Raw genomic sequence first — 22931 nt, forward strand, 5'->3', positions numbered from 1 at the left:
GGCCAGTCGCGCCCTCCGGCCTGTCCGGCCCGGGCGCTGGCCAGACCTCGCCCCGCTTCAGCCCCGGCCTGCCGCCCGTGCCCAGCGACAGCGCCCCACCCCTGGGCTACGCCCTGGCCCAGTTGCACGGCATCTACATCCTGGCCCAGAACGCCAGGGGCCTGGTGCTGGTGGACATGCACGCCGCCCACGAACGCATCCTCTATGAACGGCTCAAAACCGCCCTGGAACAACGCCAGATCAGCCGCCAGGCCCTGTTGATCCCCGCCGTCTTCAGCGCCCAGCCCCTGGAAGTGGCCGCCGTGGAAGAGCACGGAGAGGCACTGACCGACCTGGGTTTCGACATCAGCCTGGCCGGCCCCGGCCTACTGGCGCTCAGGGCCGTGCCCAGCCTGCTCCAGGCCGGTGACCCGATCGCCCTGGCCCGGGCCCTGCTGGCGGAACTGCAGGAACACGGCTTTTCCCAGCTCGTCACCGCCCGCCAGAACGAACTGCTGGCCACCATGGCCTGTCACGGCGCCGTGCGCGCCCGGCGCCAGCTCAGCCTGCCGGAAATGAACGCCCTGCTGCGTCAGATGGAAGACACCGAGCGGGCCGGCCAGTGCAACCACGGCCGCCCCACCTGGACCGAACTCGCCTTGGAAGATCTGGACAACCTGTTTTTACGGGGGCGGTAAGGCACCTCTGCCTGTATCGCCCAGCCCGGATGCCCTCGACAAATTCCGGGTGGCCGCTGTGCCCAGGCGTTGACACGGGTTGACACTGCGGCTGTCTCGAGGCTGTCTCGAGCCTATCTCAAGCCTTCGCCGGGGCCGCCACCGTGGCCCGGTAGCGTGCCACCTCATAGTCGCTCCCCTCTTCCACCATGGCGACGGGGACGAGGAAGACGCGGCGGCCGTTGTAGTCGAATTCCAGATTTTCCCGCACATCGAAGGTGTGCGCAGGCAGGATGAAGCGCACTTCCCCCGGCGGATTGTCGTCCTGGAGCCAGAGCCCGGGCGTACCGGCATCGATCGCATAGCTCGACGCCGCCCGGGCCCGGACTTCGACACTGGCAATGTGGCGCGACAGGGTCTCGATGCCAATCTGGGCCTCCAGGTCGCTGACCCGGTGATAGCGGCGCACCACCCCCACCACCCAGTTCTCCGCCCCTTCCGGCTGCAGCGCCAGCAGGGCGCCCACCTTGAGCCAGTCGCCCTTGACGTCCTGGATGGTGGCGCCAAAGCCACCCCAGCTGACGTTTTCCACGATCCAGCTTTCCAGCGGCAAGCCCAGGGGTTTACCGCCAAATCCGGAAGAGAGCACCACCAAGGCATTGACCAGCCCCGGCAGCACCGCCACCCGGTGCTTGACCCGGTGCCGCACATGCTGGCGCTGGGGCGGCACCGGGGCCCAGCAGGCAGCCAGGTGGCGCATCACCGGCAAGACGGTCCTGGCCGGGTAACTGCCCCCCAGGTTCAGGCTGGCGGGCACCTCGCCGCCCCGCTCGATGTCGTGGATCAGGGCCAGCAGCCGGCTTTCTGCCGCCCCGGGCTGGAAAAAGCGCAGGGTGGGCGTCATGCTGTCAGGCCGCTGCGCCAGACGCACGGGCGGCAATGGCATGGCGGCATCCACCCAATACACACTGGCGGGACTGCTTTCCGGGGACAAGATGAAGTCCGGCAACAGGTGCGTGATCAAGCGCTCCGCCAGTTCGATTTCCAGTGGCAGCAGACAATCCAGGGAAGAAGCCTGAAACAGCAGGACTTTCAGATATTCGCCCGCCGGATAAGCGACAGCCCCCTGGCCTGGATATATCGGCAAGGCCTTGGTGGCAAAACCCAGACTTTCCGCCAGCAGGTAGGGGCGCCCCAGACGGACCCAGTGCACGCCCTCAACCGGACCGTAGCAAAAATGTTGCCATTTCAGAATGGCCCCCAATGCCGCAATGAGGCGGACCGTGAGTAAAGGTAGATGCGGCTTTAGTTGTTCCGCATGCCGGTCCTTCTGTCCGGCCGTCTCCAGGCAGATTTCATACTGCCGCGCCACCTCCACCCAGAAGCCGTGAATGATGGTCCGCAACCGCTTTTCCTCGGAGCGGGACAGGCGCGGGGAATGCAGATAATCGCGGGACAGGCGCTTCAGGTGGGGCTGAGCCACTTCATCGAGCTGGCGCACGATGTTAAAGCGCAGCAAGCCTGGCAGTTCATTACCCTGACAGGACTCCAGCCCGCCCATGATGTCATCCAGGGCACGAAAAGCATTGTCAACGGGCAGGCCGGACAAAAGACGCCGCAACTCCTTCGGGTCGGCGAGGGGGTGATCGGATCTGTCCTGGAAAAAATTGCCGAGCATGGGGGGGACCGGGGATGCGTTGATCTTGGGTCGAGAGTATATACCGGCGGTCTGCCCCGTGAACCGGGGCCGCCCGGTCCCGCAGCGCGACGGGCAAACCTTGGGGGAAGCCCCGGGGTGAATTAGAATGGCGCTTCGAATCAAGAATCCAGGCGCCTCGACTCCATGCAACCCTACCTTGACCTGATGCGCCATGTGCTGAACCACGGCCAGGACAAGTCCGACCGCACCGGTACCGGCACCCGTTCCGTGTTCGGCTGGCAGATGCGTTTCGACCTCTCCCGGGGCTTTCCGGTGCTGACCACCAAGAAGCTGCACCTGAAATCCATCATCCATGAGCTGCTGTGGTTCCTGCGCGGGGATACCAACATCCGTTACCTGCAGGAAAACGGGGTGCGCATCTGGGACGAATGGGCGGACGAGAACGGCGACCTGGGGCCGGTGTACGGCCACCAGTGGCGCCACTGGCCGGCCCGGGACGGGGGAGAGATCGACCAGATCGCGCAGTTGGTGGAGCGCCTGAAGCACAATCCGGATTCCCGCCGCCATCTGGTGACGGCCTGGAACCCCTCGGACGTGGACCGCATGGCCCTGCCCCCCTGCCACTGCCTGTTCCAGTTCTATGTGGCGAACGGCAAGCTGTCCTGCCAGCTCTACCAGCGCAGCGCCGACATTTTCCTGGGGGTGCCGTTCAACATCGCCTCCTACGCCCTCCTCACCTTGATGCTGGCCCAGGTCTGCGGCCTTGAACCCGGCGACTTCGTGCACACACTGGGGGACGCCCACCTCTACCGCAACCATTTCGAGCAGGCCCGCCTGCAACTGGGCCGGGAGCCCCGTCCCCTGCCCCAACTGTGGATCAACCCGGAGGTCGAGGACCTGTTTGCCTTCCGCTACGAGGATTTTTGCCTCGAAGGCTATGACCCCCATCCCCATATCGCCGCCCCGGTAGCCATCTGACATGACCGATCCCAAGACCCGTCCTGCCTGGCAGAAACTGCTTGACCATGCTGCCACCCTGCGCCCGCGCCACCTGCGCGACCTGTTCGCCGGCCACCCCCGCCGCTTCGAGGACTTTTCCCTCGCGTGGGGCGAGCTCCTCATGGATTTTTCCAAGCAGCGCATCACGCCAGAAACCCTGAACCTCCTCCATGAACTGGCCGAAGCGGCCGATGTGGCGGGCTGGCGCAGCCGGATGCTGGCCGGAGACGCCATCAACCACACCGAAGGCCGGGCCGTGCTGCACATGGCCCTGCGCGCGCCCGAAAGCCAGGCGGCGAGCTTCGGTGGAAGCGACATCGCCCGGGAGGTACAGCAGACCCTGGCCCGGATGCAGGCGTTCTGCGGCGCCATTCACGAAGGAAGCTGGCGCGGCCATTCAGGGGAGGGCATCACCGATGTGGTGAACCTCGGTATCGGCGGCTCCGACCTGGGCCCCCGCATGGTGGTCCGGGCCCTGGCCGCCTACGAACAGCCCGACCTGCGGGTCCATTTTGTTTCCAACATGGACAGCGCCGACCTGGCTCCCCTGCTCGCCCGGCTCAACCATCGCAGCACCCTGTTCATCATCACCAGCAAGACCTTCACCACCCAGGAAACCTTGGCCAATGCCCGCACGGCCCGGGCCTGGCTACAGGCTCAGGCAGGCCATGACGTTGCCGTCTGGAGGCATTTCGTTGCCGTTTCGAGCAACCTGGAAGCCGCTGCGGCCTTCGGCATCCCGGCCCGTAACGTATTCCAGTTCCGGGATTGGGTGGGTGGGCGCTTCTCGCTCTGGTCCCCGGTCGGGCTCTCCATCGCCCTGGCGGTTGGCTTTCACCATTTCGAAGCGCTGCTGGCAGGCGCCCACGCCATGGATCAGCATTTCATCCAGGCCCCCGCCCGGGAAAACCTCCCCCTGACCCTGGCCCTGCTGGACATCTGGAACACCAACTGCATCGGCGCCTGCAGCCACGGCATCTTCCCCTACAGCCAGTCCCTCGAACTGTTTCCCGCCTACCTGCAGCAACTCGAGATGGAAAGCACCGGCAAGTCGGTGGACCGCCAGGGCCAGCCCATGGAAACCAAGAGCTGCCCGATCATCTGGGGCGCCTCCGGCACCAATTGCCAGCATTCCTTCTTTCAGCTGCTGCACCAGGGTGGCCAGCCGATCCCTTGCGACTTCATCCTCTTGAAACAGGCGGATTTCCCCCTGCCCGGCCATCACCCCCAATTGCTGGCCAACGGCCTGGCCCAGTCAGCCGCCCTGGCCTTCGGACAAAGCGCCGAGGAAGCCCGACAGGCCGGCATCCCCGCCGCCTTGCTGCCCTACCGCACCTTCCCCGGCAACCAGCCCTCCACCACCTTGCTCATGGAGCGGCTCGATCCTCATGGCCTGGGACAGCTCCTGGCCCTCTACGAGCACAAGGTGTTCTGCCAGGGCGTGCTCTGGAATGTCAATGCCTTCGACCAGTGGGGCGTGGAACTGGGCAAACAGATGGCCAGCGTGCTGCTGCCCTGCCTGGAGGGAGAATCCTGCCCGGCTCATCTGGATGCCTCTACCCGGGGCCTGCTCCGGGCCTTGTCCTGAGATTGGAAGAAACCATGCACCATCCGAGACTGACCCTGATTGCCGCCGTCGGCCGGAACCGGGTGATCGGCATCCATGACCAGCTGCCCTGGCATCTGCCGGAAGATCTGCAGCACTTTCGCAACGTCACCCGTGGGCACCCGGTGATCATGGGCCGCAAGACCTGGGAATCCCTGCCGGACGCCTTTCGCCCCTTGCCGGAGCGGCTCAACATCGTCCTCAGCCGCCAGGCCCACTACCAGGCGGATGGGGCCCAGGTGGCGGACTCACTGGCGGCAGCCCTGGAGCTGGCGGGCCAGCACCCCGAAGCCTTCGTGATCGGTGGCGAACAGCTTTATGTCCAGGCTCTGCCCCAGGCGGACCGGCTGTTGCTGACGGAGGTGGAAATCGAGGTGGAAGGCGACGCCTGGTTTCCCGCGTTCGACCCCGGCATCTGGCTGGAAACCAGCCGGGAGGTTCACGTCAGCCAGCAGGGCCTGACCTTCGCCTTCGTCAGTTACGAGCGCGACTGAGCCCTGACGGGGAATCCAGGACGACCCTCAGGCCATGAAGGGGTGGCGCTTGAGGATGGTTTCGTCCCGCTCGGGGCCGGTGGAGACGATGTCGATGGGCACCTGGCAGAGCTGCTCGATCCGGTCCAGATAGGCCCGGGCATTGACCGGCAGCGCTTCCCAGCGCTTCACCCCGAAGGTGTTGTCACTCCAGCCCGGCAGGGTTTCGTAGATGGGCTCGCAACGGGCCACTTCATCGGCGCCGATGGGCAGCATGTCGATCACCTGGCCATCCAGCTTGTAGCCGGTGCAGATCTCCAGGGTCGAAAGGCCGTCCAGCACGTCGAGCTTGGTGATGCACAGGCCGGTCAATCCATTGATGCGGGCCGAGCGGCGCAGGGCGGCGGCATCGAACCAGCCGCAGCGGCGCTTCCTGCGGGTCACGGTGCCGATTTCGCGGCCCTTGTCGAACATCTGGAAACCCGGGGTGCCTTCGGTTTCGCTCTCTAGTTCGCTGGGAAAAGGGCCGCCGCCGACACGGGTGCAATAGGCCTTGGTGATGCCCAGCACATAGTGCAGGGAACTGGGGCCGACACCCGCACCCGCGGCCGCCTGACCCGCGACGCAGTTGCTCGAGGTGACAAAGGGATAGGTGCCGTGGTCGATGTCGAGCAAGGAGCCCTGGGCACCTTCGAAGAGCAGGTTGTGGCCGGCATGGTTGGCGTCGTAAATGGCCGCGGAAACGTCGGTCACCATGGGCTTCAGCCGCCCGGCCTGGCTCATGGCCTGGTCGAGCACCGCCTGGTAATCGACGGCGGGAGCGCCGAAGTAGCGGGTCAGGACGAAGTTGTGATACTCCATCACTTCTGCCAGCTTTCCGGCAAAGCGCTCCGGGTTGAACAGGTCGTAGACCCGCAAACCGCGCCGGGCGACCTTGTCTTCATAGGCCGGCCCAATGCCCTTGCCGGTGGTGCCGATCCTGGCGCCGGCACTCTTCCTGGCTTCCCGGGCCTTGTCCAGTTCGGAGTGGTAGGGAAGGATCACCGGGCAACCGGGGCTGACCTTGAGGCGACTCGTCACTTCGATGCCACCGGCTTCCAGACCATCGATTTCGGAGAACAGATGGCCGATGTCCAGCACCACCCCATTGCCGATATAGCAGTTCACGCCGGCCCGGACGATGCCCGAGGGCACGAGGTTCAGCTTGTATTCCCGCTGGGCAGCGCCTTGGCCCACCACCAGGGTGTGGCCGGCATTGTGCCCGCCCTGAAAACGCACCACGCCCTGGGCGTTGTCCGTCAGCCAGTCCACGATCTTGCCCTTGCCTTCGTCGCCCCACTGGGTGCCGACGACCACTACATTCTTGGCCATGATGCCTTAATCCTCGTTGATTGCTTCGATAATCCAGTGCTCCCCCAGGCAGACCAGCTTGCGGTCGCAGCGGGGGCTTTCGCAGGCGGTTTCTCCCGGCAGGAGTTCCACCACCACCTCGCCTTGCTCCCGGAGCGCGGCGATATGGTCCGCCAGGCGGGCATCATGGCCGACGTGGGGCGCCAGGATGGCACCCTTCGGCCTGGCCTGGGGAACCAGCCGGGCCAGTTCCCGCAAATCCATGGAAAAGCCGGTGGCAGGCCGGGCCCGGCCAAAGCTTTTGCCGGCGCCATCATACCGCCCGCCCAGGGCCACTGCCGCCGGATAGCCGGGACAGTAGGCGGCAAACACCACCCCATTGTGGTAGTGGTAGCCGCGCAGGTCGGAAAGGTCGATGGACAGGGGCAGTTCGGGCACGGCCTGGATCAGGTGGGCCAGGGTATCGAGGGCCTGGGTGACTTCCGGCAAGGCGGGCAGCAGGGTCCGGGCCCGGTCGATCACCCCCGCCCCACCATAGAGGCCAGCCAGGTCCAGCAGCGCCGGCCCGTATGGGGCAGGCAGGGTGGAACAGAGACTTGCCAGTCCGGGCACGTCCTTGCCCTGCAGCAGCTTGAACAGGGCTTCCCCGGTCTCGGGCGAAACACCCGCGGCCTGGGCCAGGGCCCGGAACAGGCCCACATGCCCCAGGTCCACCCGGTATGCCTCGAGTTCGATCCTTTCCAGGGAGGCCCCCAGCAGACGCAAGATTTCCAGGTCGGCCTCGACCCCGGCATAACCATAGAGTTCGGCACCGATCTGGAGCGGCTCGCGGCTGGAAGCCAGGCTGGCGGGCAGGGTATGCAACACGCTGCCGCAATAACAGAGTCGGGTCACCCCCTGGTGGTTGAGCAGATGCGCGTCGATGCGCGCCGCCTGGGGCGTCATGTCGGCGCGCAGACCCAGGGTGCGGCCGGACAACTGGTCCACCAGCTTGAACGTGCACAAATCGAGGTCCTGACCGGCTCCGGTGAGGAGTGATTCCAGGTATTCGAGCATGGGCGGCTGCACCAGCTCGAAACCGCGCCCCCGGAACAGGTCCAGCACCGCCCGGCGCAGGGTCTCGATCCGGGCGGCCTCCTGAGGCAGGGCGTCGGCCAGGTTTTCAGGCAAAAGCCAGTTCATTTATTTGAATACCATGAGCAGGATCAGGCCGACGATCATGGAGGTGAGACCCACGAAGCGGATCTGACCATCGGAAAACAGGATCAGCCGCTTGAAGGTCTCCCGCCAGACCGCCGGCAGGAGGAAGGGCATCAGCCCCTCCAGAATCAACATCAATGCAAAAGCCAGGAACAGGTTCTCGGTCATTTTGCATTCTTCAGATATTTGAAGAAATCGGAATTGGGCTCCACCACCAGCAAGTCATGCTTGCTGTTGAAGGTGGCGCGATAGGCCTCCAGACTGCGGTAGAAGGCATAGAACTCGGGATTCTGGCTGAAGGCCTGGCCGTAGATGGCGGCTGCCCTGGCATCCCCCTCACCCTTGATCTTCTGGGCATCGCGATAGGCCTCGGCCAGGATCACTTCCCGCTGCCGGTCGGCGTCGGCCCGGATCTTCTCGGACTCGGCGGCGCCTTCGGAGCGCAGTTCATTGGCCACCCGCTTGCGCTCGGCCTCCATGCGGCGGTAGACCGCCTCGGAGACTTCCTGAGGCAGTTCGACCCGCTTCAGGCGCACGTCGATGATCTGTACGCCGATCTTGCGGGCATCCAGGTCGGCCTTGCCGCGCATTTCTTCCATGATCTCGTCCCGGGCGCCGGACACCACGTCATGGACGGTGCGCCTGCCGAACTCGCCGCGCAGGCCGTCATTGACGGTCTGGGACAGCCGGGTGCTGGCCCGGGCTTCATCGCCGCCGACCGAAACGTAGTAGAGCCGGGGGTCCACGATGCGCCACTTGACGTAGGAATCGACCAGCACGTTTTTCTTTTCCGAGGTGATGAAACGCTCGGGCTCCTGGCTGTCCAGGGTCTGGATGCGGTTGTCGAAGAAGCGCACGTTCTGGATCATCGGCCACTTGACATGCAGCCCGGGCTCGGTGATCACCTGCTTCACCTCACCCATCTGGAAGATCACCGCTGACTGACGCTGATCCACGGTAAACAGGGACATGGATGCCGTGATCAACAAGAGGACCAGAACGGCCCCGGCAACTTGCAGTCTGGGTTTCATTGGCGAGCCTCCCGGTCACGGGAACGAAGATCACGGGAACCGGCATCCGGCATCCGCTCCAACTGGGGCGGCACATCACCCACCGGGGCAGCGGCTTGACGCGGCGCATTGCGCCCCGCCAGTTCTGCCGCATTACCCGGCGCAGCCTGCGGCGGCAGCACGGCCCCGGCACTGACCTGCATCAGCTTGTCGAGCGGCAAATAGAGCAGATTCCCCTGCCCCTTGGCATCCACCATCACCTTGCTGGTATTGGCATAGACCTGCTGCATGGTTTCCAGATACAGGCGCTGGCGGGTCACTTCGGGAGCCTTGGCATACTCGGTGAGAATCTGCTTGAAGCGGCTGGCATCGCCTTCGGAAGTGGCGATCAGGCGCTGGCGGTAGCCATTGGCCTCCTCCATCAGCCGGGCGGCGGCACCCCGGGCCTTGGGGATGACGTCATTGGCATAGGCTTGGCCTTCATTCTTCTGGCGCTCCCGGTCCTGTCCGGCCTTGACCGCATCATCAAAGGAGGCCTGCACCTGTTCGGGCGGCTGGGCGTTCTGCATGGTCACCTTGGAAATCATGATGCCGGTCTTGTAGCGGTCGAGAATTTCCTGCATCAACGTGGTGGCCTGGGCCGCCACCTGCTCGCGGCCCTCGTAGAGCACGAAATCCATCTTGCTCTTGCCGACGATTTCACGCACGGCGGTCTCGGCGGCCTGCATCACCGCCTCGTCGGGCAGGCGGTTCTGGAACAGATACTCGGTGGGGTCCTTGAGGAAATACTGGACGGCGAACTGGATGTTGATGATGTTTTCGTCATCGGTCAGCATCAAGGCCTCTTGCAGCACCTTGTTGCGCTCCGTGCCGCGATACCCGATTTCCAGGGTGCGCACCCCGGTCAGATTCACCACCTCATGCGACTGGATGGGATAAGGCAGGCGCCAGCGCAGGCCGGGCTCGGTGGTTTCGACGAACTTGCCGAACTGCAGCACCACGCCGCGCTGGGAGGCATCGACGATGTAGAAGCCGGAAGCCAGCCACACCAGGACGACGAGGGCCGCCAGGATGCCGATGCCCCCCCCGATGGTCCGGGGATTCAGATCGACGGGGGGAATGCCGCCACCCTCATTGTTCCCGCCGCCGCTGCCCCCCCTCTTGCCCAGCATGCCGTTCAGGCGTTTGTTGAAATCGCGCCAGATGTCTTCCAGGTCGGGAGGCCCCGGGTTGGGGCGCCGCCCGCCGCCGGAATCGTTGCCATTGTTACCACCTCGCCCCCCCCACTGGGGATCGTTGATGGACATGAGAATGCCAAGGGTTGGAATCATGGGATATCCGTCAGAAGCCTAAGAGAAATTCAAAACGAGCCGGAATCAGGTTCCGCCTCTTCGATCGCATCCAGCGCCGCCGCCTGGGCCCGGGCTGTTCGCAAGGTTCGCTTTTCCCGGGCATGCTCCCCGAGCACATCACGCAACAAGGCAAGCCCTTCGCCCGTTCGCGCACTCAATTTGACCCGCGAGATTCTACCATAGCCATCCCGCTCCACTGCCGGGGCCACGCCGGTCAGATCGACCTTGTTCCAGATCAGGATCTGGGGCACTTGCTCCGCACCGATTTCGGTCAGCACCTTGTTGACCTCGGCAATCTGCTCATCCCGGACATGGCTGGCACTATCCACCACATGCAGAAGGATATCCGCATCCGCCGTCGCCTCCAGGGTGGCCTGAAAAGCCTCCACCAGGGAATGGGGCAGATCGCGGATGAAGCCGACGGTATCCGAGAGAATCACATGCCCGGCATCCTCGAACCAGAGCTTGCGGGAAGTGGTATCGAGGGTGGCAAATAGCTGATTGGCCGCAAAAACGCCGGCATGGGTCAGGGCGTTGAACAGGGTGGACTTGCCGGCATTGGCGTAACCGACCAGGGACACATTCAATACGTCGCCCTTGAGGCGGGCTTTGCGCTGCACCCCGCGCTGGCGGCTCAACTTGAGCAGGCGATCCTTGAGCAGCTTGACCCGGTTGCCCAGCAGACGCCGGTCGGTTTCGAGCTGGGTTTCGCCAGGACCGCGCAGCCCAATGCCGCCCTTCTGCCGTTCCAGGTGAGTCCAGCCCCGCACCAGCCGGGTGGCCAGATGTTCGAGCTGGGCCAGTTCCACCTGCAACTTGCCTTCCGCACTCTGGGCGCGCAAGGCAAAAATATCGAGAATCAGGCTGGTCCGGTCAATCACCCGGCACTGGAGCGATCGCTCCAGATTCCGTTCTTGCACCGGTGAAAGCGCATGATTGAAGATCACCAGATCCGCCTGGGCGGCGGCCAGGGCGGCGGCAACCTCCTCCACCTTGCCCTTGCCTGCAAACGTCCTGGGGTCCGGGCTGTGGCGGCGGCCGAAAACTTCGGCGCACACCACCCCCCCGGCAGACTCGGTCAGCAGCCGGACTTCTTCGAACTGTTCCTGGATATCTTTCTGGCCGAAATCGAGCTGTACCAGAACAGCCCGTTCACCTGCCGCGGGACGATCAAGCACGGAAAGAAAAAGGAAACGGGGACGCCCGGAACGGGGTCCCCGAAACGAATGGGCGCAAAGTAATCAACTCGATCAGGCTTCCGCCGCCGGATCCTGCTGGATGTTCACGGGCCGGGCGGGAACCACGGTGGAGATGGCGTGTTTATATACCATCTGGGTCACGGTGTTCTTGAGGAGTACCACATACTGGTCGAAGGACTCGATCTGGCCTTGCAGTTTGATGCCATTGACCAGGTAGATGGAAACCGGAACATGCTCCCGGCGCAGGGTGTTGAGGAATGGGTCTTGTAACAGTTGCCCCTTGTTGCTCATGGCGTGACTCCGCGAATAATTGTTATCAAGGGACTAATTTACCTAATTTCACCCGGTGGCGCCAGCAGGAGTTTGACGCACCGGACCCAGTCCGGCCGATTCAATCCCGATTCATTCCTTCTCGGCGTAGGGATTGTGACTGGTATTGAACTGGATGCGTAGCGGTGTGCCGTCCAGCTTGAACACTTCCCGGAAGGTGTTTTCCAGGTAGCGCCGATAACTGTTGGGCACCTTATCCAGGGCATTGCCGTGAATGACGATGATGGGTGGATTGGAGCCGCCCTGGTGGGCATAGCGCATCTTCGGCCTGAAAGCCCCCTGGCGCGGCGGTGCCTGACGCGCCACGGCATCGATCAGCACCCGGGTCAGCTTGGGGGTGGACAGCTTGGCCATGGCCGCTGCATAGGCGGCATTGACCGACTCGAACAGTTTGTCCAGGCCGAAGTTTTCCTTGGCCGAAATGAAGTGGGTCCTGGCAAACTCCAGGAACTTGAGCTTGCGCTCGATGGCGCTCCGCACCTGCTCCCTGGCGTAGGAATCGAGGCCGTCCCACTTGTTGACGGCAATCACCAGAGCCCGGCCTGACTGGAGGATGAAATCCGCCACATGGGCGTCCTGGTCGGAAATATCCTGCTGCGCATCCAGCATCAGGATCACCACATGGGCGTCCTCGATGGACTGCAGGGTTTTCACTACCGAGAATTTCTCGATGGCCTCGAACACCTTGCCTTTCTTGCGCAGGCCTGCCGTATCGATCAGGCTGTATTTCCGGCCGCCTCGTTCGAAATCGACATAGATTGCATCCCGGGTGGTGCCGGGCAGGTCGAAGGCGATGACCCGCTCTTCGCCGATCAGGGTATTGACGAGGGTGGACTTGCCCACATTCGGGCGGCCGGCAATGGCGACCTTGAGCACATCGGGACGTTCTTCTTCCGCCTCCGGCTCGGGGAAGTCCGCCAGCACCAGATCCATCAGACCGCGCACCCCTTCGCCATGGGAAGCGGAAATGGCATGCGGCTCCCCCAGTCCCAGTTCATGAAACTCGGCGGATACCACGCCGCGATTCATGCCCTCGGTCTTGTTGACGGCCACGAACACCGGGCGGTCGAGGCGGCGCAGCTTGTTGGCGATTTCCTTGTCCTGAGGCGTCAGTCCCCCCCGGCCATCCACCACGAAGATGATGGCATCGGCCTCGGCGATGGCCTGCTCGGTCTGGCGGGCCATTTCATGGAGGATGCCCTCCTTGATCAGGGGCTCGAAGCCGCCGGTATCCACGACCAGATAAGGCTTGTCGCCCAGATGGCCATGACCATAGTGACGATCCCGGGTCAGGCCCGGCTGGTCGGCCACAATGGCATCACGGCTGCGGGTCAGGCGGTTGAAGAGGGTGGATTTACCCACATTGGGGCGCCCTACCAGGGCAACGGTTGGTTTCATTGCACGTCCAGAGCGTAAACGTTGCCTTGCTGGGTCTGCACCAGAATCTGGCTCCCCAGTTGCTGGGGAGCCGCGTTGATGGGGCTGCCATCGGTGCTGAAGCGGGCGGCAAAATCCCCATCATCACGATTGAGCAAATGCACCACTCCTTGTGCATCGCCCACGACCAGGAGGTTGCGGCCCAGCACCAGGGGAGCGGTGACACGGCGGTTCAGCAGTTTGTCCTGCTTCCAGAGGCTGGCACCGGAACTCAGCGACAGCGCCTGAATGGCACTGCTATCGTCCGTCACATAGACCCCCCGGGAATCCAGGCCCAGGCCTGCTGCCGAAGACAGCTCGCGCGACCAGACCGTACTGCCGCCCTGTGAAAAATCAAAGCAGGTCACCCGCCCCTGATAGGCCACGGCGCAACCGATGGCGCCGCCCGTCGCAGGGGCGGACACCACATCCGCCACCCGATCCAGTTCCGTCACCCCCTTGGGCGCAGCCACCACTCCCTCCCAGACCGGCGCGCCATTATGGTTGGCCAGGGCCACCAGCTTGCCGCCCGGAAAGCCCAGCAGAACAAACTGATCGGCCAGCACCATGGGAGCCGTGCTGCGCAGCGACAAGGGTGGCGTGGGACGCTGGTAGAGCCATTTGCGCTTACCGTGGGCGTCAAAGGCAAAAACCCGGTTGTCGCCGCTACGCACCACGATCATTTCACCTGCGACCAGGGGTGGCGCCAGCACTTCACTGCTCACCCTGGCCTGCCAGAGGGGCGCGCCATCCCGGGCCGAGAAAGCCAGTACCTCACCGTTGCGGGTGCCGACCACGACGGTCGCGCCATCACTGCCCACTCCTGCGCTCAGGGCTTTGCCTGCATGGATCCGCCAAACCGCAGTGCCTTGCTCCAGGCGCGCAATACTGCCATCGGCGGCGGCGACATAGACCGCGCTACCAACCACCGCAGGGTAGAAAACCGCCTCGCCAGCCTTGCCGATCGAGTAGCTCCAGGCCTGACGCAGTTCGACCGTAGGCTGGATGGGGCCCAGTTCCGCCATTTTTGGCCCTTTGCTGGCAAAGGGGTTGAGGCTGTCCATCGACGGCAACATGGAACAGCCGGCCAGCAGCCCGGTCAGCAAGGCCGCCAGAGGCAGCAGGCGGGTGCGCATCAGGCCGCTCCCCCCAAGGCATCGAGCTTCTGATGCAGCAACTGGACACCCGGGCCAGGTGCCGCCCTGGAAGCGTCCAGGGCGGCCTGATAGGCGCTGCGCGCCTCCGCCACCTTGCCCTGAGCGACCAGCACGTCGCCCTTCAATTCGGCATAAGCGGCGACAAAGGCCGGCGCGGGGGGGTTCGCCAATTCTTTCAGGGCTTCATCGTAAGCCTGCTCGTCGAGCTGCACGGCAGCCAGGCGCAAGCGGGCGATGTCGCGGATTTCGTCCTTGCCGTGGGCGACGGCCCAGGCCAGCTGGGCGCGGGCGGTCTTGTTGTCACCGGCGGCAAAGGACAGCTTGGCGGCCATCAGGGTTCCCAGGGGGGCATAGGCCGTGCCGCCAAATTTTTCCGTCAATTCCCCGGCCAGGAGGCGCACTTTCTGGGTGTCCTGCTTGACCATGGCCTGCTGCAGGGCACCGAACAGTGCGCCGGCCTGAGTGGCCTGCTGACTCTGATACCAGTTCCAGCCCTGCCAGGCCACCACGGCGGCAGCGAGGGCGGAAATCACCCAGGCAATCAGCGTGCCGTGCTGCTTCCACCAGGTCTTGATGTTGTCGATTTGTTCCTGTTCTTCCAGATCGTAGACGGCCATGTCAGGCTTCCTCTTCTTCGCTATCCAATAATTTGTCAATGATGACTTCGGCCAGATTCCCGGCCTTCAGGCGCTGCTGCGCCACTCCCTCGTCACGCAGGGCCTTCAACTGTACTTCACCGGTTTTTGCTTCATCGTCGCCAATGATCACGGCAAAGAGGGCGCCCGAGGCATCGGCCTTCTTCATCTGCGACTTGAAGCTGCCACCACCGCAGTGCAGGATCACCTCCACGGCATTGTCGCGCAGCCCTTCCGCCACCCGAAAAGCGAGGCGGGTGGCGGCTTCGCCCTGATGCACCACATACACATCCGTGCCCCGCGGCGCCGGCTCGCCGCCGGATTCCCGGATCAGGGCGATCAAGCGCTCGACCCCCATGGCAAAGCCGCAGGCCGGGGTGGGCCGCCCGCCCAGTTGCTGTACCAGGCCATCGTAACGGCCGCCGGCGCAGACCGTGCCCTGGGCGCCGAGCCGGTCGGTGACCCACTCGAACACGGTGAGATTATAGTAATCCAGGCCCCGCACCAGGCGCGGGTTGATCTCGAAGGGGATGCCGGCATCCTTCAATATCTGCTGCACCCCGTTGAAGTGGCTCAGGGAGGCTTCCCCCAGGTAGTCGATCAGCTTCGGTGCCGCGGCGCAGAGGTCCTCCAAGGCCGGGTTCTTGCTGTCCAGGATGCGCAGGGGATTGCTGTAGAGGCGGCGCTTGCCGTCTTCATCCAGCAGATCCTGATGCTGTTCCAGATAGACGATCAGATCGGCCCGGTGCCGGGCCCGCTCCTCGGGCTGGCCCAGGCTGTTGAGCTGCAGGCGGATGTCGTCCAGCCCCAGATCGTTCCAGAGCCGGGCGGTCAAGAGGATCTGCTCGGCATCGACGTCGGGGCCGGCAAAACCGAAGGCTTCCGCGCCGATCTGGTGAAACTGGCGGTAACGCCCCTTCTGGGGCCGCTCGTGCCGGAACATGGGGCCCATGTAGTAGAGCCGCTGAGTGGCCTGATTGGCGATTCCATGCTGGATCACCGCCCGCACGCAGCCCGCCGTGCCTTCCGGGCGCAGGGTGAGCGGCTCGCCATTGAGGCTGTCCTCGAAGGAATACATTTCCTTCTCGACGATGTCGGTGACTTCGCCGATGGCGCGCTTGAACAGGGGCGTCGGCTCGACGATGGGGAGGCGGATCGGCTTGTAGCCATAACTCTTGAGGCGGACGCTGACGACCTCCTCGAACAGCTCCCAGAATTCGGCTTCGGCCGGCAGGATGTCGTTCATCCCCCGGACGGACTGCAGGTGTTGGCTCATTGGACTTTTTTCGGGTACTTGCGGGCCACATAGGCCTCGATGATCTGGATGAATTCGGCGCCGATCTTGCCGCCCTTCAAGGTGACGGTCTTCTCGCCATCCTCATAGACCGGGGCGGACGGGGCCTCGCCGGTGCCGGGCAGGGAAATGCCGAGGTTGGCGTGCTTCGATTCCCCCGGGCCATTGACGACGCAGCCCATCACCGCCAGGGTCATGTTCTCCACCCCGTCGTACTGCTCGCGCCAGCTCGGCATGCGGGCGCGCACATGTTCCTGCACGTCCCGGGCCAGCTCCTGGAAGAAGCTCGAGGTGGTGCGGCCGCAGCCGGGGCAGGCCACCACCTGGGGGGTGAAGGCGCGAAGGCCCAGGCTCTGCAGGATTTCCTGGGCGACGATCACTTCCTGGGTGCGGGAGCCGCCCGGCTCCGGCGTCAGGGAAATGCGGATGGTGTCGCCAATGCCCTGCTGCAAGAGCACGGCCAGGGCCGCCGTGGAGGCGACGATGCCCTTCGAGCCCATGCCGGCCTCGGTGAGGCCCAGATGCAGGGCGTAGCGGGATCGGGCGGCCAGCTCCTGGTAGATGGCGATCAGGTCCTGGACGCCGGACACCTTGCACGAGAGGATGATGCGCTCTCCGGCAAGGCCCAGGGCTTCGGCCTGGGCGGCGGATTCCAGGGCCGAGGTGACCATGGCTTCACGCATCAGGGCGGTGGTATCGAGGGGCACGGCCCGGCGGCGGTTCTCGTCCATGCTGCGGGCCAGCACCGCGGGGTCCAGGCTGCCCCAGTTCACGCCGATGCGCACCGGCTTTTCGTAGCGGCAGGCAAGTTCGATCATGGCGGCGAACTGCTCGTCCTTCTTCTTGCCGAAGCCGACGTTGCCGGGGTTGATGCGGTACTTGGCGAGCGCCTCGGCGCAGGCCGGGTGCTCGGCAAGGAGCCGGTGGCCGTTGTAATGGAAGTCCCCGATCAACGGCACGCGGCAGCCCATGCGCTCCAGGTGCTCGCGGATCTTCGGCACGGCGGCGGCGGCTTCCGGGGTATTCACGGTGATGCGCACGAGCTCCGAACCGGCCCGGGCCAGCTCGGCGCACTGGATCGCCGTGGCCACATAGTCGGCGGTGTCGGTGTTGGTCATGGACTGGATCACCACCGGGGCCTTGCCCCCCAGGGTGACATGGCCCACCTGGCAGGAATGGGTGGCCGGCTGGTCCGGCAATTTGCCGTGCAATGTCGTCATGGTGAATCCGGCTTACGGCAGGGTCAGGCGAGCCACATCGCTCTCCGGATTGGGCTGGAGCGGCACCTCCACACCCTTGTAGCGCAGCTTCACATGGCTGGCATTGCCGACCACGATCGACAGCGGTGCTGCCCCACTGATGTCACGGCTCGACCCCGCCGGATGCAGGCGGGAAATGATGAGATTGCCGTCCTTGTCGCGCACTTCGATCCAGGAGTCCCGCTCGAAGGAAAAGCTCGCGGTTGCCACATTCGCCGGCGACGCGGCGGGCGTGACGGCAGCAGGCTGGGCGGCGGCGGCCGGCCCCGCCGGGGGGGGCGCCGGAATCTGTGCCGGAATCTGCGCTGGCATCTGCGCTGGCATCTGCGCTGGCATCTGCGCTGGCACCGGGGCGGCGGCGGGCGGCGTCTCAGGTGTGGCGGGCGCCCCCTCCTCTGCGGGCGCAGTCGCCGCCGGCACCTGGTTGGCGGGGGTGACGGCTTCCGGATTGCCCGCCAGGGGAGACGGCGGTTCACCGGAAAGCGGAGCCACTGCAGGCCGGGTTGCCACCTGCGGCGCCTCGGCCGACGGCTTGCGTACCCAGAATTGATCCGGGAGGAAAAAATAGGCGATGATGGCCCCCAGCACCAGCACCAGCCCAGCCGCCACGGTCCGCATATCCTTGTTGAAAGCATGCCCCTGGCCCGGCATGGTCACATGAGTGGATTCGGGCAAATTGAGGTGCGGCACGTCCAGTTCGCTCACTTGGTCCAGCAAGGCCAGCAGCGGGGCGCTCTCCAGGTTCACGGCCCGGGCATAGTTGCGGACAAAGCCGCGCACAAAAGTTTTGCCCGGCAGGCCCGACAAATCGCCGGATTCAATCGCCTCCACCTGTCGCGGCCCCAGACGCAACTGACGCGCCATATCGGCCACATCGAGGCCCATCGCCTCACGGCCCGCGCGCAGCCTTGCTCCCACCTGCGCCGTCACCGCCTGGCCAGGCGCAGGCATCGGCTTGTCTTCAGGCGCGGCATCCCTCACCATTTCCGTCATTCGTCATTACCCTTGAGAAACTCCTGGAACTCCGGGGAGGTGGGATAGAGGCGCCGCAACTGGGCCACCATACTCTCCTCTTCGACCTTGTTACCCAGTTTGCGATGGATGCGCGCCCCCAGCCACAGCGCTTCTGCCGTAGGCTGGCCGCTGACGCGCATCACTTCCGCGAAACGATTGCGCGCCTCCACGAAATTACCTTCGGCATAGGCGAGTTTGGCCAGCTGCAGTTGCGCCATCAGCCCGCCATCCGGCGCAAGGCGCAAGGCCTGGGTCAGGTAGTCACGGGCCGCCGCGAAATCCCCCGCCTTGAGGGCACAAGCCCCGGCATTGGCAAAAGCCCGGTCGGGGGTGCTGTAGAGCGGATTCTTGATCGCGCTCAGGAAGTACGGAATGGATTCCTTGGGCCGAGCGCCCTGCTGGCAAAGAAACCAGCCATAGTTGTTGCTGATGTCCGGATCGCCGGGCGCCAGACTGAGGGCTTTCTTGAAATCGGCTTCAGCCGCCGGAAATTCGCGCAGGGCCGCATTCACCAAGCCGCGCACACTGTAGGCCGAGGCATAAGAGGAGTCGGATTCGATGGCGATGCCGACCTCCTCCAGGGCCACCGCCAGATTGCCATCCTGAAAATACATGGCCCCCAGTTCCGTATGCAGTCGGGCCCGGGTGCGGGCATCGGTAGTCACCAGATTGGTATGGGTGGATTCGGGAACGACGACCTGAGCCGCGACCGGCAGGCTCCCCAGAGACAACGCCCAGGCCAACAGCATGACAAGGCTTCTGATCATGACTTTTCTTCCTCCAGCAAGATGGTGCGCCGCCCGGCCCGCCGCGTTTTATCCAGGACCTGACCGGCCAGCTGGCCACAGGCGGCATCGATGTCGTCCCCTCGCGTCTTGCGGGTGGTGGTGACAATACCGCCGCCCATGAGGATGTCGGCAAAGCGACGGATGCGCTCGGGCCGGGAACGGCGGTAGGGCGACCCCGGAAAGGGGTTGAAAGGAATGAGATTAAACTTGCAGGGCACCTGGCGCGTCAAGGACAACAGCTCCCGGGCGTCATGATCTTGATCATTGACTCCGTCCAGCATCACATATTCGAACGTGACGAAATCGCGGGGGGCCCGCTCCAGGTAGCGGCGGCAGGCGGCCATCAGTTCGGTGAGGGGATATTTCCGGTTGATCGGCACCAGTTCATCCCGCAGGCGATCGCTTGAGGCATGCAGGGACACCGCGAGGGCCACGGGGCACTCCTCCCGCAGCCGGTCCATGACCGGCACCAGGCCCGAGGTGGAGACGGTCACCCGGCGCCGCGAGAGGCCGTAGCCGTTGTCGTCCAGCATCAGCTTCAAGGCCGCCACGGCATTCTCGAAATTGGCCAGGGGTTCGCCCATGCCCATCAGCACCACGTTGGAGATGAGGCGCTCGCCCCTGGGGTCGCGCCCCAGGGCCTTGTTCACCTGCCAGAGCTGGCCGATGATCTCGGCCACCGTCAGGTTGCGGTTGAAGCCCTGCTTGCCGGTGGAGCAAAAGGAACAATCGAGGGCGCAGCCGGCCTGGGTGGAAATGCACAGGGTGCCCCGCTCGGCCTCGGGGATGAACACCGTTTCCACGGCATTGCCATTGCCCACGTCGAACAGGAATTTGCGCGTGCCATCGTCGGAGAGCCGATCGGAAACGATCGCCGGCGGCTGCACCACCGCTGCCGCCCTGAGCTTTTCCCTGAGGCTCCTGGCGATGTCGGTCATGGCCTCGAAATCAGACTCCCCGAACCGGTGCATCCAGCGCAGCACCTGGGTGGCGCGAAAGGGCTTCTCGCCCCGGGCGGCAAACCAGGCAGTCAGTTGGAGGGGATCGAGATCGAGGAGGTTTTGCATGACTACCTTGTTTTGCAAGGCAAGCACAGAAAGCCCAGGCAAGCCCGAGACTTCCTGCGCTTGGGTGGCAGCGCATCAACGGCCGCTATAGACATTCAAGCCGGGGAAGAAGAAAGCGATTTCAGCGGCGGCGGTGTCGGGACCGTCCGAGCCGTGCACGGCGTTGGCGTCGATGGATTCGGCGAAATCGGCGCGGATGGTGCCGGGTTCCGCCTTCTTGGGGTCGGTGGCGCCCATCAGCTCACGGTTCCTGGCGATGGCGTTTTCGCCTTCCAGGGCCTGGATCATCACCGGGCCGGAGGTCATGAACTCGACCAGATCCTTGAAGAACGGACGCTCCTTGTGCACGGCATAGAATTGGCCGGCTTCCTGGGCGGACAGCCAGACCATCCTGGCAGCGATGATCTTGAGGCCGCTCATCTCGAAACGGGAATAGATCTTGCCGATGACATTCTTCTTGACGGCGTCGGGTTTGATGATGGAAAGGGTGCGTTCGATAGCCATGGTCACTCCGTGAATAGCTGGGTTTAAGAATAACTTTGTAGTCTACCAGACCTCAGGGGAGAACCCCAGCCCGGACGCCATTTCCGCCCCCCTGACAGCACCGCCCCAGCCCTCGCTTTTACCCCGAACTCACCCCGAACTCGCCCCGAAGCCAGTACGGAGCGGCTGCCCTCCCCTCGCGGGAAGGCGGCCAAAAAGGCGCAACCCCAAAAAGCGCAACCCCAAAGGCTCAACCGAATTTGAACAGCACGCCGAAACCGGCCCGGGGATAGTTCCAGTCCACGTTGCCGTGGGTATCGCAGACCACCCGGCAGGCGCCGCATTCCAGGCAGCCGTCGGTGATCAGGCCGATCCTGCCCTCTTCGAAGGACCAGCAGCCGGCCGGGCAGCAGACGGTGCAGGCCCGGCTGACGCAGCCGTCGTTACAGAGAGATTCATCCTTGATGCGGATGTGGGGTCGGCCCGCATCGACCCGGTAGCGGTTCTGGAAGAGCTTTTCTTCGACTTTCATCATGATCCATGTCCTTTTGAAGTGCTGCGCCCAGGAGAAACAGCGTGGGGCGCAGCGATCCTGAGCTGTCGTGCCGCCCCAGTCACAGTGCAGCGGCTACGGCAGGATGGCACAACCAGGACCATTTTGCTGGCGCTTCCTCAGCGGGTGGCGCGCCACAGGCGGTAGGCATCGCCCAGCAGGCCCAGCAGGCTGCGGCGTTCGCGGAAGGCGTTGAAGATGGCCTTTTCCTTGCTGGCCTTGTCCCGGCCGTCCACGGTGAAAAACTCGTGGGCGGCGTCGTTGAGCAGGGCCGGGTAGTCGGTGAGAAACTGGCGCTGGCTGTCCAGGGTCTCCGGGATATTGCGGTATTTCTTCAGGTCCTTGAGCACGATGCTGTCTTCCAGCCGGGCCTTGTAGCGGGCCAGGTTGGCGGCGCTGGAAGGCAGGCCCTTCTCGCCCAGTTCCAGCAGGGTTTCGGCGGCGAGGCGGCCGCTGATCATGGCCAGGTTGGAGCCTTCCCGGTGCACGGCGTTCACGAAACCGGCGGAATCCCCCACCAGCAGCCAGCCTTCGCCGTAGAGCCCGGGCAGGGCCTTGTAGCCGCCTTCGGGAATGAGGTGGGCGGCGTATTCCCGGGTCTCGCCGCCGGCAATCAGGGGCGCCACGGAGGGATGGGTCTTGAGCTTTTCCAGCAGTTCCGCCGGGGTGGTGTTCTGCGCCTTCATGTCGGAGAGCATGCAGCCGATGCCGACCGAGATCGAATCCTTGTTGGTGTAGAGGAAGGCGGTGCCGGCCATGCCCTGGCTGATGCTGCCCAGCATTTCGATGACCACGCCTTCGCTGCCCTTGAGGTTGAAGCGGGCTTCCACGGTTTCCCTGGGCAGGAACACGGTTTCCTTCACCGCCAGGGCCACGGCGGCGGGCTTGATGTCCTGCCGCAGGCCGGCCCGGCTGGCCACCAGGGAATTGACCCCGTCCGCCAGGATCACGGTGTCGGCGTAGATCTTGCCATCCTTTCGGTCCACCTCGACGCCGATGACCTTGCAGGACTCGTCGCGCAGCAGGGCGATCACCGTCATTTCGCAGATCACCAGGGCGCCGGCCTTCTGCACCTGCTCGGAAAACCATTTGTCGAAACGGGCCCGGATGATGGTGTAGCGGTTGCCCGGCATCTGGTTGAAGCGGTCGGAGCGGAAGGTGGCGCCGACATAAGACTCGTCCTCCATCACCCACAGGCGCTGCTCGATGACCTGGCGCTCCAGGGGGGCGGAGTCGCGGAAATCGGGGATGAGCTGTTCCAGGGCGTCGGCGTAGAGGATGGCGCCCTGCACGTTCTTGGAGCCGGGATACTCGCCCCGCTCCAGCTGCAACACCTTCTTGCCGGCCTTGGCCAGGGTGTAGGCGGCGGCGTTGCCGGCAGGGCCGGCGCCGACGACGATGACGTCGAATTTTTCGATGTTCTGGGTCAT

22 protein-coding genes and 1 pseudogene are annotated in these 22931 nt (G+C 64.4%); 4 read left to right on the forward strand and 19 right to left on the reverse strand.

All coding sequences use genetic code 11. From position 1 onward, the window contains the following. Nucleotides 1–677: pseudogene (gene mutL / locus WBH99_RS10670) on the forward strand (DNA mismatch repair endonuclease MutL); the annotation flags it as partial. Between the two features lie 118 nt (nucleotides 678–795). On the opposite strand, the gene WBH99_RS10675 reads toward mutL, so the two are convergent. Continuing rightward, on the reverse strand, nucleotides 796–2334 hold the full coding sequence (locus WBH99_RS10675; RefSeq protein ID WP_424220072.1) for a hypothetical protein: 1539 nt from the start codon (nucleotides 2332–2334) through the stop codon (nucleotides 796–798). Between the two features lie 165 nt (nucleotides 2335–2499). On the opposite strand from WBH99_RS10675, the gene WBH99_RS10680 reads away from it, so the two are divergent. Genes WBH99_RS10680 through WBH99_RS10690 form a run of 3 tightly spaced genes read left to right on the forward strand, consistent with a single transcriptional unit; the run spans nucleotide 2500 to nucleotide 5415 of the window. Then, a complete protein-coding gene (locus WBH99_RS10680) occupies nucleotides 2500–3294 on the forward strand; it encodes a thymidylate synthase (RefSeq protein WP_424220073.1) in 795 nt (264 codons plus the stop codon). 1 nt (nucleotide 3295) lies between these two features. Continuing rightward, nucleotides 3296–4903: a glucose-6-phosphate isomerase gene (gene pgi / locus WBH99_RS10685; RefSeq protein ID WP_424220074.1), complete on the forward strand. Its 1608-nt coding sequence runs from the start codon at nucleotides 3296–3298 to the stop codon at nucleotides 4901–4903. A 14-nt stretch (nucleotides 4904–4917) separates the two neighbouring features. Continuing rightward, complete coding sequence (locus tag WBH99_RS10690; protein WP_424220075.1) at nucleotides 4918–5415, forward strand: dihydrofolate reductase; 498 nt, start codon at nucleotides 4918–4920, stop codon at nucleotides 5413–5415. 27 nt (nucleotides 5416–5442) lie between these two features. On the opposite strand, the gene WBH99_RS10695 is transcribed toward WBH99_RS10690, so the two are convergent. The 18 genes from WBH99_RS10695 to WBH99_RS10780 form a co-directional block, all read right to left on the reverse strand. Next, entirely contained in the window at nucleotides 5443–6765 is a 1323-nt protein-coding gene (locus tag WBH99_RS10695; protein ID WP_424220076.1) for an adenylosuccinate synthase, read from the reverse strand. A 6-nt stretch (nucleotides 6766–6771) separates the two neighbouring features. Further along, nucleotides 6772–7926, reverse strand: coding sequence for an ATP phosphoribosyltransferase regulatory subunit (locus tag WBH99_RS10700; RefSeq protein WP_424220077.1), 1155 nt, complete (start codon nucleotides 7924–7926; stop codon nucleotides 6772–6774). Beyond that, nucleotides 7927–8112, reverse strand: coding sequence for a DUF2065 domain-containing protein (locus WBH99_RS10705; RefSeq protein ID WP_424220078.1), 186 nt, complete (start codon nucleotides 8110–8112; stop codon nucleotides 7927–7929). Continuing rightward, nucleotides 8109–8975 (reverse strand): protease modulator HflC, encoded by an 867-nt coding sequence (gene hflC, locus WBH99_RS10710; RefSeq protein WP_424220079.1) that lies wholly within the window; start codon nucleotides 8973–8975, stop codon nucleotides 8109–8111. The genes WBH99_RS10705 and hflC overlap by 4 nt, the downstream gene beginning before the upstream one ends. Further along, the gene (gene hflK / locus WBH99_RS10715) at nucleotides 8972–10261 is read right to left on the reverse strand and encodes an FtsH protease activity modulator HflK (RefSeq protein WP_424220122.1); all 1290 of its coding nucleotides are present in this window, start codon (nucleotides 10259–10261) and stop codon (nucleotides 8972–8974) included. The genes hflC and hflK overlap by 4 nt, the downstream gene beginning before the upstream one ends. Before the next feature lie 53 nt (nucleotides 10262–10314). Continuing rightward, nucleotides 10315–11484: a GTPase HflX gene (hflX, locus tag WBH99_RS10720; RefSeq protein WP_424220080.1), complete on the reverse strand. Its 1170-nt coding sequence runs from the start codon at nucleotides 11482–11484 to the stop codon at nucleotides 10315–10317. Nucleotides 11485–11556: 72 nt separating this feature from the next. Beyond that, nucleotides 11557–11796 carry an RNA chaperone Hfq gene (gene hfq / locus WBH99_RS10725; protein ID WP_424220081.1) on the reverse strand — a complete coding sequence of 80 codons (240 nt, stop codon included), beginning with the start codon at nucleotides 11794–11796 and terminating at the stop codon, nucleotides 11557–11559. Between the two features lie 111 nt (nucleotides 11797–11907). Next, on the reverse strand, nucleotides 11908–13233 hold the full coding sequence (gene der, locus WBH99_RS10730; RefSeq protein ID WP_424220082.1) for a ribosome biogenesis GTPase Der: 1326 nt from the start codon (nucleotides 13231–13233) through the stop codon (nucleotides 11908–11910). Continuing rightward, nucleotides 13230–14387 (reverse strand): outer membrane protein assembly factor BamB, encoded by a 1158-nt coding sequence (gene bamB / locus WBH99_RS10735; protein ID WP_424220083.1) that lies wholly within the window; start codon nucleotides 14385–14387, stop codon nucleotides 13230–13232. The genes der and bamB overlap by 4 nt, the downstream gene beginning before the upstream one ends. Continuing rightward, nucleotides 14387–15025, reverse strand: coding sequence for a YfgM family protein (locus tag WBH99_RS10740; RefSeq protein ID WP_424220084.1), 639 nt, complete (start codon nucleotides 15023–15025; stop codon nucleotides 14387–14389). Before WBH99_RS10740 ends, bamB begins: the two co-directional genes overlap by 1 nt. Nucleotide 15026: 1 nt before the next feature. Next, nucleotides 15027–16319 (reverse strand): histidine--tRNA ligase, encoded by a 1293-nt coding sequence (hisS, locus tag WBH99_RS10745; protein WP_424220085.1) that lies wholly within the window; start codon nucleotides 16317–16319, stop codon nucleotides 15027–15029. Further along, nucleotides 16316–17557 carry a flavodoxin-dependent (E)-4-hydroxy-3-methylbut-2-enyl-diphosphate synthase gene (ispG, locus tag WBH99_RS10750; RefSeq protein ID WP_424220086.1) on the reverse strand — a complete coding sequence of 414 codons (1242 nt, stop codon included), beginning with the start codon at nucleotides 17555–17557 and terminating at the stop codon, nucleotides 16316–16318. The genes hisS and ispG overlap by 4 nt, the downstream gene beginning before the upstream one ends. A 12-nt stretch (nucleotides 17558–17569) precedes the next feature. After that, a complete protein-coding gene (locus tag WBH99_RS10755; protein ID WP_424220087.1) occupies nucleotides 17570–18589 on the reverse strand; it encodes a helix-turn-helix domain-containing protein in 1020 nt (339 codons plus the stop codon). Beyond that, nucleotides 18586–19377 (reverse strand): type IV pilus biogenesis/stability protein PilW, encoded by a 792-nt coding sequence (pilW, locus tag WBH99_RS10760; RefSeq protein WP_424220088.1) that lies wholly within the window; start codon nucleotides 19375–19377, stop codon nucleotides 18586–18588. Before pilW ends, WBH99_RS10755 begins: the two co-directional genes overlap by 4 nt. Further along, nucleotides 19374–20465, reverse strand: coding sequence for a 23S rRNA (adenine(2503)-C(2))-methyltransferase RlmN (gene rlmN / locus WBH99_RS10765; protein WP_424220089.1), 1092 nt, complete (start codon nucleotides 20463–20465; stop codon nucleotides 19374–19376). The genes pilW and rlmN overlap by 4 nt, the downstream gene beginning before the upstream one ends. A 75-nt stretch (nucleotides 20466–20540) precedes the next feature. Further along, nucleotides 20541–20969: a nucleoside-diphosphate kinase gene (gene ndk, locus WBH99_RS10770; protein WP_424220090.1), complete on the reverse strand. Its 429-nt coding sequence runs from the start codon at nucleotides 20967–20969 to the stop codon at nucleotides 20541–20543. 229 nt (nucleotides 20970–21198) lie between these two features. Then, entirely contained in the window at nucleotides 21199–21483 is a 285-nt protein-coding gene (locus WBH99_RS10775) for a ferredoxin family protein (RefSeq protein ID WP_424220091.1), read from the reverse strand. Between the two features lie 137 nt (nucleotides 21484–21620). After that, a complete protein-coding gene (locus WBH99_RS10780) occupies nucleotides 21621–22931 on the reverse strand; it encodes an FAD-dependent oxidoreductase (protein ID WP_424220092.1) in 1311 nt (436 codons plus the stop codon).

The organism is Azovibrio sp. (assembly GCF_049658005.1).
Lineage (GTDB): Bacteria > Pseudomonadota > Gammaproteobacteria > Burkholderiales > Rhodocyclaceae > Azovibrio.

What these genes read in the sequence shown, in the direction of transcription:
- WBH99_RS10775 (WP_424220091.1), bottom strand. Translation starts at nt 21,483, where the DNA reads ATGATGAAAGTCGAAGAAAAGCTCTTCCAGAACCGCTACCGGGTCGAT.
- pilW (WP_424220088.1), bottom strand. Translation starts at nt 19,377, where the DNA reads ATGATCAGAAGCCTTGTCATGCTGTTGGCCTGGGCGTTGTCTCTGGGG.
- der (WP_424220082.1), bottom strand. Translation starts at nt 13,233, where the DNA reads ATGAAACCAACCGTTGCCCTGGTAGGGCGCCCCAATGTGGGTAAATCC.
- WBH99_RS10740 (WP_424220084.1), bottom strand. Translation starts at nt 15,025, where the DNA reads ATGGCCGTCTACGATCTGGAAGAACAGGAACAAATCGACAACATCAAG.
- WBH99_RS10695 (WP_424220076.1), bottom strand. Translation starts at nt 6,765, where the DNA reads ATGGCCAAGAATGTAGTGGTCGTCGGCACCCAGTGGGGCGACGAAGGC.
- hfq (WP_424220081.1), bottom strand. Translation starts at nt 11,796, where the DNA reads ATGAGCAACAAGGGGCAACTGTTACAAGACCCATTCCTCAACACCCTG.
- WBH99_RS10780 (WP_424220092.1), bottom strand. Translation starts at nt 22,931, where the DNA reads ATGACCCAGAACATCGAAAAATTCGACGTCATCGTCGTCGGCGCCGGC.
- WBH99_RS10705 (WP_424220078.1), bottom strand. Translation starts at nt 8,112, where the DNA reads ATGACCGAGAACCTGTTCCTGGCTTTTGCATTGATGTTGATTCTGGAG.
- hflK (WP_424220122.1), bottom strand. Translation starts at nt 10,261, where the DNA reads ATGTCCATCAACGATCCCCAGTGGGGGGGGCGAGGTGGTAACAATGGC.
- ispG (WP_424220086.1), bottom strand. Translation starts at nt 17,557, where the DNA reads ATGACGACATTGCACGGCAAATTGCCGGACCAGCCGGCCACCCATTCC.
- WBH99_RS10675 (WP_424220072.1), bottom strand. Translation starts at nt 2,334, where the DNA reads ATGCTCGGCAATTTTTTCCAGGACAGATCCGATCACCCCCTCGCCGAC.
- pgi (WP_424220074.1), top strand. Translation starts at nt 3,296, where the DNA reads ATGACCGATCCCAAGACCCGTCCTGCCTGGCAGAAACTGCTTGACCAT.
- WBH99_RS10700 (WP_424220077.1), bottom strand. Translation starts at nt 7,926, where the DNA reads ATGAACTGGCTTTTGCCTGAAAACCTGGCCGACGCCCTGCCTCAGGAG.
- WBH99_RS10755 (WP_424220087.1), bottom strand. Translation starts at nt 18,589, where the DNA reads ATGACGGAAATGGTGAGGGATGCCGCGCCTGAAGACAAGCCGATGCCT.
- WBH99_RS10690 (WP_424220075.1), top strand. Translation starts at nt 4,918, where the DNA reads ATGCACCATCCGAGACTGACCCTGATTGCCGCCGTCGGCCGGAACCGG.
- ndk (WP_424220090.1), bottom strand. Translation starts at nt 20,969, where the DNA reads ATGGCTATCGAACGCACCCTTTCCATCATCAAACCCGACGCCGTCAAG.
- hisS (WP_424220085.1), bottom strand. Translation starts at nt 16,319, where the DNA reads ATGAGCCAACACCTGCAGTCCGTCCGGGGGATGAACGACATCCTGCCG.
- hflC (WP_424220079.1), bottom strand. Translation starts at nt 8,975, where the DNA reads ATGAAACCCAGACTGCAAGTTGCCGGGGCCGTTCTGGTCCTCTTGTTG.
- WBH99_RS10680 (WP_424220073.1), top strand. Translation starts at nt 2,500, where the DNA reads ATGCAACCCTACCTTGACCTGATGCGCCATGTGCTGAACCACGGCCAG.
- rlmN (WP_424220089.1), bottom strand. Translation starts at nt 20,465, where the DNA reads ATGCAAAACCTCCTCGATCTCGATCCCCTCCAACTGACTGCCTGGTTT.
- bamB (WP_424220083.1), bottom strand. Translation starts at nt 14,387, where the DNA reads ATGCGCACCCGCCTGCTGCCTCTGGCGGCCTTGCTGACCGGGCTGCTG.